At 75.4% G+C, this 7,881-nt stretch carries 6 protein-coding genes; 1 reads left to right on the forward strand and 5 read right to left on the reverse strand.

The features are described 5' to 3' along the window. Positions 1–22 precede the first annotated feature (22 nt). On the forward strand, positions 23–1,477 hold the full coding sequence (locus ACFVVL_RS20315) for a DHA2 family efflux MFS transporter permease subunit (protein WP_380296883.1): 1,455 nt from the start codon (positions 23–25) through the stop codon (positions 1,475–1,477). Between the two features lie 131 nt (positions 1,478–1,608). On the opposite strand, the gene ACFVVL_RS20320 is transcribed toward ACFVVL_RS20315, so the two are convergent. The 5 genes from ACFVVL_RS20320 to ACFVVL_RS20340 all read right to left on the reverse strand — a co-directional run bounded on the left by ACFVVL_RS20320 (position 1,609) and on the right by ACFVVL_RS20340 (position 7,377). Beyond that, on the reverse strand, positions 1,609–2,763 hold the full coding sequence (locus tag ACFVVL_RS20320; RefSeq protein WP_380296885.1) for an acyltransferase family protein: 1,155 nt from the start codon (positions 2,761–2,763) through the stop codon (positions 1,609–1,611). A gap of 278 nt (positions 2,764–3,041) precedes the next feature. After that, positions 3,042–4,034 (reverse strand): aldo/keto reductase, encoded by a 993-nt coding sequence (locus ACFVVL_RS20325; RefSeq protein ID WP_387677074.1) that lies wholly within the window; start codon positions 4,032–4,034, stop codon positions 3,042–3,044. A gap of 93 nt (positions 4,035–4,127) precedes the next feature. Next, entirely contained in the window at positions 4,128–4,910 is a 783-nt protein-coding gene (locus tag ACFVVL_RS20330) for a BTAD domain-containing putative transcriptional regulator (protein ID WP_380296888.1), read from the reverse strand. Between the two features lie 102 nt (positions 4,911–5,012). Next, complete coding sequence (locus tag ACFVVL_RS20335) at positions 5,013–6,269, reverse strand: LLM class flavin-dependent oxidoreductase (RefSeq protein WP_387677077.1); 1,257 nt, start codon at positions 6,267–6,269, stop codon at positions 5,013–5,015. 25 nt (positions 6,270–6,294) lie between these two features. After that, the gene (locus ACFVVL_RS20340; RefSeq protein ID WP_387677080.1) at positions 6,295–7,377 is read right to left on the reverse strand and encodes an LLM class flavin-dependent oxidoreductase; all 1,083 of its coding nucleotides are present in this window, start codon (positions 7,375–7,377) and stop codon (positions 6,295–6,297) included. Positions 7,378–7,881: the final 504 nt, after the last annotated feature.

The raw sequence follows: 7,881 nt of genomic DNA on the forward strand, positions 1-7,881 counted from the left end.
CCTGCTATCCCTAAGGACTGAAATGACGCAATCAGCCGAGGACCGGCTGGACGGTCCGCTGGTCAAGCTGATCATTGTCATGGCGCTCGCGTCGGTGACCGCGACGCTGAACGCGACCATCGTCGGCGTCGGGCTGAGCCCGCTGGCCGCCACCTTCGACACCACGCTCACCACCGCCGAGTGGGTCATCACCGGCTATCTGCTGGCGGTCGCCGCGACCATCCCGGTGACCGGCTGGGCGGTGGACCACTTCGGCGGCAAGAAGGTCTGGCTGTTCGGCCTGGTGCTCTACACCGTGACGGCCGTCGCCTCGGCGCTGTCCTGGAACATCGGCTCGCTGGTGACCTTCCGCATCCTCCAGGGCGTGGCGGCCGGCATCATCGAGCCGGTCATGATGACGCTCACCGCCCGCGCGGCCGGCCCGGCCCGGCTGGGCAAGGTGATGGGCCTGCTGGCCCTGCCGATGACGCTCGGCCCGGTGATCGGCCCGATCCTCGGCGGCGTCATCGCGGACAACCTGCACTGGAGCTGGCTGTTCCTGGTGAACGTGCCGATCGTGCTGATCGCGCTGGTGTTCTCGTTCAAGGTGGTGCCCGCCGACGCTCCCGCCGAGGGCGAGCGGGCGACCTTCGACGTCCTCGGCACCCTGCTGCTGAGCCCCGGCTTCGCCGTCCTGGTGTACGGGCTGTCGCAGACCGCCCACGAGGGCTTCGGCTCGACCACGGTGGTGGTGTCGCTGATCATCGGCGCCCTGCTGGTGGCGGGCTTCGTGGTGCACGCGCTCACCACCCGCCGCACCCCGCTGATCGACGTGCGGCTGCTCGCCAACCGGGGCTTCACGGCCGCCGTGGTCGCCATGGCGCTCACCGGCGCGGCGGTGTTCTCGCTGTACGTGCTGCTGCCGCTCTACCAGCAGCAGGTGCACGGCCAGAGCCTGATGGCCAGTGGGCTGCTGCTGGCCCCGTTCGGGGTCGGCACCTTCCTCGGGATGCCGCTGGCCGGGCGGCTCAGCGACAAGCTGGGCGCCAATCTGCTGGTGCCGGTCGGCGCCGCGCTGGTGGTGCTCGGCACGCTCGGCAACGCGCTGTCCTCGGCGGCCACCAGCCAGCTGGTGCTCGGCCTCTACGCCCTGGTCTCGGGCATCGGCCTCGGCTGCGTCGGCGCGCCGACGCTCGCCTCGCTCTACCGGACCGTCCCGCTGGAGAAGACCTCGGGGGCGACCAGCACCATGCTGTCGCTCAACCAGGTCGGCGGCTCCTTCGGCGTGGCGCTGGTGGCGCTGCTGGTCCAGCGCGGGGTCGCGCACGGCGACTCGGTCCGCAACGCCTACTCCACCACCTTCTGGTGGGAGCTGGCGATGACCGCGGTCATCGTGGTGGTCGGTCTGCTCCTGCCCGGCCGCCCGAAGGCCTTCGCGGCCGGCCCGGTGGTGGAGGAGGTCTCGCCGCGGGACACCGGCGAGCCGGTGGCCTCCTGACCCGGAGGCCCCGGTCCCGCGGGCCGGGCGGCGGGCCCCCGTGGGGAGCCCGCCGCCCGGCCCGGGTCGTACGGGGACCGCTCGGCCGGTGTGGCCCGTCGTGGCCCCGTACGGCCCGCGGTGCCCCGCGGTCACCCCGTGCGGCCGCCCGTCAGTGCCGGCTCCGGCCGCTCCCCGCGAGCGGCCGGGCGGCTCCATCGGCGCATCGCCGGGACCTCCACGAGCCGGAAACTGAGCCAGGACACCCCGATGGTCACGGCCAGCAGCACCAGGCCGAGGCCGGCCACCTCGGGCACCGACCAGACCTTCGTCTCGCCGAGGGCCAGCCGGACGTAGTGCAGCACCAGGTGGTGCGTCATGTAGAAGGCGAAGGAGATCTCGCCCAGACGCACCGCCGTCCGGCCGCGGAACGGCGAGCGGGTCCCCGCGATGTCCGCGCGTGCCGCCGCGGCGACCAGCAGGGCCAGCGGCAGCGCCAGCGTGGCGGTGAAGCCGTACGCCGTCGGCACCAGGGCCAGCTGGGCCGCCGCCCCGGCCGCGACCAGCAGCGCCGCACCGGGCAGGCCGAGCCGGATCCACCGGCCGGTCAGCATGATCCGGGCCAGCAGGATGCCGAGCACGAAGTCCAGCGCGCGCACGGCCGGGAACGCCACCAGGAACCAGTTCTGCGTCAGCGACACCTTCAGGCCCGGCAGCTGGGGGCTGCCCGGCAGTGCGGTCTCGGCGACGAGCGGGAGCAGCGCGATCGTCGCCGTCACGCCCCACACCCAGGCCCACAGCCGCTCCGGCCGGATCCGCCGGACCAGCGCGTGCAGCCAGGGGAAGGCCAGGTAGAACGCCAGCTCGACGCTGAGCGACCAGCTGGGCAGGTTGACCGCCCGCATCACGTCCAGCTCCGGGAACCACGCGTTCAGCAGGAAGAAGCTGGGCAACAGCCGGGCGGTGGTGAGCAGTTCACCCGCCGCGAGGGCCAGCAGCAGCGCCGCCAGCCAGGTCAGCAGATGGGTCGGGAAGATCTTCACCAGCCGGCGGCGCCAGAACCCCGTCCGGCTCTCGCCGATCCGGGCCGACCAGGTCAGCACGAACCCGCTCAGGATGAAGAAGAACTCCACCCCCAGCCAGCCCAGGCCGAAGGCGTACCGGAACACCGCCGCGGCCGGGCCGGGGGCGAGGTAGCCCTCGACCGAGAGGTGGGTGAAGTAGACGATCAGGGCGGCGGCGAAGCGCAGCCCGGTGAGGGACGGAAGGTTCGAGAACGCGGCCTGTCTGCCGCGGAGTTCGGTCATCGCGGGTCCTTTGCGCAAGGCGGACGGGAAGGGACGCCGACCGCTCGGTGCGGTCGGGCGGCCAGCCTCCATCGGGCGGCTAAACCCCTTCCGTGCACGCGGCTAAACCCCCTGCGGCCGCGCCCTTGCCATGTCCCCGACGGGCCCCTCGCGCCCGCCCCGGCGCCCGCGACGGCGCCCGCGACGGCGGCCGGCCCGGGCGTCGTCCGCGGAACGGCGGCGGACAGCCGTCAGCACCGGACGGGCCCGGGGCCCGTCCGGTGCGTACCGCTCGCCGGTCAGCGGTCGACGAACTGCAGACTGAAGTCGGTGAGCCGGGCGCCGGCGACCTGCTCGGCGGGCACCGCGGCCTCGATCGCGGCCAGCTCCTCGGGGCCGAGGGCGAGCGTCGCGGCGGCGAGGTTCTCCTCCAGGTGGTCGATCCGCCGGGTGCCGGGGATCGGGACGACGTCCTCGCCCCGGTGGTGCACCCAGGCCAGCGCCAACTGGCCGACCGACACTCCGAGTTCGATGGACAGTGGCTCCAGCCGGTCGACCAGGGCGAGGTTGGCCGGGAAGTTCTCCGGGGTGAACCGCGGCTGGGCGACGGTCCGGAAGTCCTCCGGCCCGAACACCTCCGCGGCCCGGTAGCGCCCGGTGAGCAGACCCCGGGCGAGCGGGGCGTTGGGCACGATGCCGATGCCCAGCTCGCGCGCGAGCGGGACGACCTCGCTCTCCAGGCCGCGGGAGAACAGCGACCACTCGGTCTGCACGGCGGCCAGCGGGTGCACGGCGTGGGCCCGGCGGATGGTCTCCGGGGCGGCCTCGGAGAGCCCGATGTGGCGCACCTTCCCCTCCCGCACCAGCTCGGCCAGCGCGCCGACCGTCTCCTCGATCGGCACCGAGGGGTCGATCCGGGCCGGGTAGAAGAGGTCGATGTGGTCGAGCCCGAGGCGCTTGAGCGAGGCGTCGGCGGACTCCTTCACGTAGGCGGCGTCGCCGCGCACCGCCTGCCCGATCCCGTCGCCGGTGCGCACCACCCCGAACTTGGTGGCCACCACCGCCTCGTCGCGCCGGCCGGCCACCGCCCGGCCGACCAGTTCCTCGCTCAGGCCGTGCCCGTAGACGTCGGCGGTGTCGATCAGGGTGACGCCCAGGTCGAGCGCCCGGCGGATGGTGGCGACCGCCTGCTCCGGATCGGTCGGGCCGTAGAACTCGCTCAGGCCGAGGGCGCCGAGCCCCTGGGCACCGACTTCCAGGCCGCCCAGGTGGCGGGTGGGGACATCGTTCACTCGAATCGCTCCGTCATCGCTCGGGGATCGGTTCTGCCTCCTCCAGCGTGCCGAAGGGGGCTAAACCGCACCCAAACGGGAACGGGGCGGACGTCAGGCCCGCACGGCGGCGGGCCTGCGCCGGGCGGGGGCGTCCGCGCCGACCTCCAGGATGGTGCGCTGGAGGTTGCGCAGCCAGCAGCCCGGCTCCAGGCCCAGCTCCCGGTTGAGGGTGTCGCGCGCGGAGTGGTAGACGGTGAGCGCGTCGGCCTGCCGGCCCGAGCGCCACAGGGCCAGCATCAGCTGGGCGTAGAAGCTCTCCTGCAGCGGGTGCTCGCGGATCAGGCAGCGCAGCTGGGAGACCACCTCGCGGTCCCGGGAGAGCATCAGCTTGGACTCCACCAGCAGTTCGCTGCACTCCAGCTGGAGCTCCTGCAGCCAGGCCGCGAAGGTGTTGACCACCGGCCCGGCCTGCAGACCGGCCAGCACCGGGCCGCGCCACAGGGCGACGGTCTTCTCCAGCAGCTCGCAGGCCTCGTCGTAGCGCCGTTCGCGCATCATCGCCCGGGCGGCGGGCAGTTGCTCCTGGAGGGTGTGGAAGTCGACGGCCTGCGGGGGCGTCCACAGGACGTAGCCGGGCGCCCGGGTGATGATCGGCTCGGGCTCGCCGGGGCGGGTGAGCAGCTTGCGCAGCTGCGAGACGTAGACGTAGACGGCGTCCCGGGCGCGCTGGGGCGGCGTGGCGGGCCACAGCTCGCGCACCAGGTCGTCCACCGAGACCACCTGGCCCATCCGGGCGAGCAGGACGGCCAGCACCGCCTCGGTCTTGCGGGAGGTGATCACGACCTGGCCGTCCGCGTCACTGACCCTGAGCGGGCCGAGTACCTCGTACCTCACCGGTGCTCCTCCTCCGCCCGCCCCTTCCGCCTGCCCCGCCGCGCACGTCCGCGCGGCCGTCGCCGGCGGCCTTGCAGCGCGTCAACAATCTGCGGCCGGCGGTTATTCCCGCAGCCCGGCGAGGTCCGGTCCGCCGGCGGGCAGGCCGAGGTTCTCGCGCAGGGTGGCGCCCTCGCGGTACTCGGCGCGCAGCACGCCGCGCTCCTGGAGGTGCGGGACCACCAGGTCGGTGAACTCGTCGAAGCCGACCGGGTTGAGGTGGCCGGCCAGGATGTAGCCGTCCGCGGCGCCGCTCTGGACGTCGGCGTCGATCCGGGCGGCCACCCCGGCCGGGGTGCCGGTGAAGGTGTGCCGCAGCAGCGTGCGGATCGCCAGCTCGCGCACCGACAGGCCCTCGGCGAGCGCCCGGTCGTACAGCGTCGCGGCGGGCGACCCGGGCGGCGCCGCGGGCGGGGGCGGCGGGTCGTCCGGGTCGTGGCCGGACAGGTCCGCCGCCCACAGCTGCCCGATCCGGGTGAGCGCGATCGCCGGGGTGATCTGCCGCGCCGCCACCTCGCGGGAGCGCTCCTCGGCCTCCGCCGGGGTGTCGCCGAGGATGAACCCGGCACCCGGCATCACCTTGAGCGCGTCCGGGTCCCGGCCCAGCGCCCGGGCCCGCGCCCGCAGGTCGGCCCGGAACCGCCGGCCGGGCCCGGGGCGGTCGTGCAGGCCGAAGACGATGTCGGCGTGGCGGGCCGCGAAGTCGCGCCCCTGCCCGGAGTCCCCGGCCTGCACCAGGACCGGGCGGCCCTGCGGTCCCGGCGGCAGGGTGAAGCGGCCCTCCAGGTCGAAGTGGGCGCCCCGGTGGCGGTAGGGGGCGAGGCCGCCGCGCCAGAGCGTGTCGGCGGCCCGGACGAACTCCTCGGCGCGGGCGTACCGGTCGGCGGGCGCGAGGTGGGCGCCCCGGCGGAAGTTGACCCCGGCCTCGGGGTCGGCGGTGGTGACCATGTTCCAGCCCGCGCGGCCGCCCGAGAGGTGGTCCAGGGAGGCGATCTGCCGGGCGAGTTCGTACGGTTCGTTGTAGGTGGTGCTCATCGTCGGGACGAGCCCGATGTGCCGGGTGACGGCGGCCAGCGCGGACATCACCGTCGGGCTGTGCGGGCGGCCGGCCACCTCCAGGTCGTCCAGCCGTCCGGCGTGTTCGCGCAGCCGCAGGGTCTCGGCGATCAGGAAGAAGTCGAACCGGCCGCGTTCGGCGGTGCGGACGGCGTGCCGGAACGACGCGAAGTCGATCTGGCTGCCGGAGCGGGGGTCGTCCCAGACCACCCAGACGCTGTGCGGGAAGGTGGCGGCGAGCAGGACCTGTCGGCGCGGGCGCACGGGCACGGTTCCTCCTGGTTCCTCGTCAGACGCTGCGGCCGGAGAGCCGGTTGTCCGGGGCGGGCAGGCCGAGGCGCTCGCGCAGCGTGGCGCCCTCGTACCGCCGGCGGAAGGCTCCGCGCAGCTGCAGCTCGGGCACCAGGCCCCGGACGATGCCCGGCAGGTCCCGCCCGGGCGAGGCGGGCAGCAGCCGCACGCCGTCCAGGCCGGTGCGCTGCCAGGCGAGCAGCGATCCGGCGAGCTCCTCCGGGGTGCCGGCGAACGCGCCGGGGCCGCCCGCGCGGCGGGCCGCGGCGCGGCGCGGGTCGGTGTCCAGGGCCACCGGGCGGTCGGCGAACACCAGCAGCGGCGGCCCCGTCCGGGCCGCTCCGGCCTCGGCCTCGGCGGCCCGCAGGGCGGCGAGCTGCGCCCGGGCGTCGTCCGGGTCGGCGACGGTCAGCAGGGCGAGGTCGGCGGCGCGGGCGGCGAGCCGGCGGCCGGCCTCGTCGTGCACCGCGACCAGGACCGGCGGCTGCCCCTGCGGCGGGCGCGGGGTGACGGACGGTCCCCGGACGGCGAAGTGGCGGCCGCGGTGGTCGACGGGCCGCACCCGCGCGCGGTCCAGGAAGCGGCCGCTCGCGGCGTCGCGGATCTCCGCGCCGTCCTCCCAGCTGTCCCACAGCGCGCGGATCACCTCGACGGCCTCCTCGGTCTCCGCCAGCCGCTCCTGCGCGGTGCCGGGGGCGCGCCCGGCGTTGCGGTCCTCGGCCGGGTCCAGCCCGGGCCGCACCAGGGCCGCCGCCCGGCCGCCGGTCACGAAGTCCAGGGTGGCGAGGGCGGTCGACAGGTGGAAGGGCTCGCCGTGGGTCGGGGTGACCGTCGGCGCGATGCCGATCCACCGGGTCGACGCGCCCAGGGCGGCGGCGAGTTGCAGCGCCTCCGGCCGGGCCGTGCCGTCCGGCGCCGGGCGGTGGGCGTCGTCCAGGGTGACCAGGTCCAGCAGCCCGCGCTCGGCCTCGGCCACCCGCTCGGCCCACCGCTCCGGCGGCAGGGGCGTCTCCCGCTCCGGCGCACCGCCCGGGTCGCCGTCCAGGGCCACGGCCAACCGCAGTACCGCGCTCGCCGCCATCAGGCACCACCGCACTCTCCCCGTGCCCCGCAGGGCCGGACGACCTCCACCGCCCGTCCCCGGCGGGGACGGCAGGCACGGCACGCTAGCCACGCCCGGCCGGGGGCGGCAATCGCGGTTCGGCGCGGCTTCAGCCCGGGTTCAGCCCGCCGCGCGCGGGCCGGAGGTCCCGAGGGCACCGCCGCACGGGAGCCGACGCCCAGCTCGCGTCAGGTGCCGGCCGCGTGGACCCCGACCGCCCCGGCGGGCACGCCCGGCGGTGCTCCTCGACCACCACACGAACCAGCACCGCACGAGAGCCCACACCCAACTCGCCGCACGCGCGGGCCCTGCGCACCCCGACCGCCCCGGCAGGCACGCCCGACGGTGCTCCTCGACCACCACACGAACCAGCACCGCACGAGAGCCCACACCCAACTCGCGTCAGGTGCAGGCCGCGTGGACCCCGCCCGCCCGGGCGGGCACGCCCGGCGGTGCTCCTCGACCACCATACGAACCAGCGCC

Origin of the sequence: Kitasatospora sp. NPDC058115, assembly GCF_042884635.1 — a bacterium.
Taxonomy (GTDB): Bacteria; Actinomycetota; Actinomycetes; order Streptomycetales; family Streptomycetaceae; genus Kitasatospora.

What these genes read in the sequence shown, in the direction of transcription:
- ACFVVL_RS20315 (WP_380296883.1), top strand. Translation starts at nt 23, where the DNA reads ATGACGCAATCAGCCGAGGACCGGCTGGACGGTCCGCTGGTCAAGCTG.
- ACFVVL_RS20320 (WP_380296885.1), bottom strand. Translation starts at nt 2,763, where the DNA reads ATGACCGAACTCCGCGGCAGACAGGCCGCGTTCTCGAACCTTCCGTCC.
- ACFVVL_RS20340 (WP_387677080.1), bottom strand. Translation starts at nt 7,377, where the DNA reads ATGGCGGCGAGCGCGGTACTGCGGTTGGCCGTGGCCCTGGACGGCGAC.